Source organism: Streptomyces glaucescens (assembly GCF_002154375.1).
GTDB classification, from domain to species: Bacteria; Actinomycetota; Actinomycetes; order Streptomycetales; family Streptomycetaceae; genus Streptomyces; species Streptomyces glaucescens.
The window spans coordinates 1-1,148 of the sequence record NZ_MUND01000978.1; the positions used below are offsets into that span (position 1 = coordinate 1).

Consider the following 1,148-nt stretch of genomic DNA (forward strand, 5'->3'; position numbering starts at 1 on the left):
CGGCCCGGTCCGCCGGCCGCGCCCGGCGACGGCTCGTCCGGGCGCGCGGCCGCGGTGCCTACAGCAGCGACGGCATGTGGGCCGCCGACACCTCCCGCGCGGCCCGCTCCAGCGCGCTGGCCAGCAGCGCCAGGTCCGTCGGCCCGTTGCCCAGCTCCCGCACCGGGCGGCGGGCCGGCGGGTCGCCCATGCGCTGCCAGTCCAGCGGCACGACCGTGGGCCGCAGGGTCGCGGTGCGCGGAATGCGGCCCGTGACCCGGCCGCTCTGGAACGGTGTCATCCGCCCGTCCGGCCCGGTCAGCCGGCCGCGCCCCGGCGACGGCTCGTCCGGGCCCGGCGCGGGCGCGTCCAGCACGATCCGCAGCCGGGCCCGCCGCGCCGCCTCCGACTCGGCCGTACGGCCACCCGGCCCGGCCGCCGCCACCAGGTGCACGCCCAGCCGCTCGCCGTCCCGGGCCACCGCCTCCAGCGCCCGCACCACCGACCCGGCCGCGGGCCGCCCCGGGGATCCCAGCGCGGGCGACACCAGCGCGTCGAGATCGTCCACGACCACCACGAGCCGCGGCAGCGGCGGCGCCGCCTCCGCCTGCCGGCGCGCCCCGCCCGGCCGCAGCCGCAGCGTCGAACTGGGCGGCCCGTCCAGATCCGCGGCACCGGAACCGCCGCCCGGGCCCGGCGTCCGGCCGGGGACCTGCCCCGGCTGCCGCCCCGGCGCGGAACGCTGCGCGACCATACGGCCCGCCAGCTCCCGCCCGGTGTGCCACTCCGCGAAGTCCGAGCGGCCCAGCAGCTCCGCCCGCCGCTTCAGCTCGGCGCTCAGTGACTGAGCGAACTCCCGCATGCGTACCGGGTCGTTGGCGGTGAGGTGCGTGGTGACATGCGGTACGTCCGTACAGACGCGCAGCCCGTCACCGTGCGCCGGACCCGTGCCCACGCTGTCCCGGCCGTCCACCAGCACGATCCCCAGCCGGTCAGGACGCTCGGCGGCGGCCAGCGAGGCCACCACCGCGCGCAGCAGCTCCGTACGGCCGCTGCCCGCCGGGCCCTCGATCAGCAGGTGCGGGCCGTCCGCCACCAGGTCCGTGCAGACCGGCCCGCGCGGGCCCGCCCCGAGCACCGCCCAGGCCCGCCCGCCGAGTGCCTGGGTG

The 1,148-nt window shown here is 80.2% G+C and carries 1 protein-coding gene; it reads right to left on the minus strand.

Translation table 11 applies throughout. The features are described from left to right. Window positions 1-58 precede the first annotated feature (58 nt). On the minus strand, window positions 59-1,148 hold a 1,090-nt coding region (locus CCN42_RS39905), incomplete at its 5' end, for an FtsK/SpoIIIE domain-containing protein (RefSeq protein WP_281259574.1).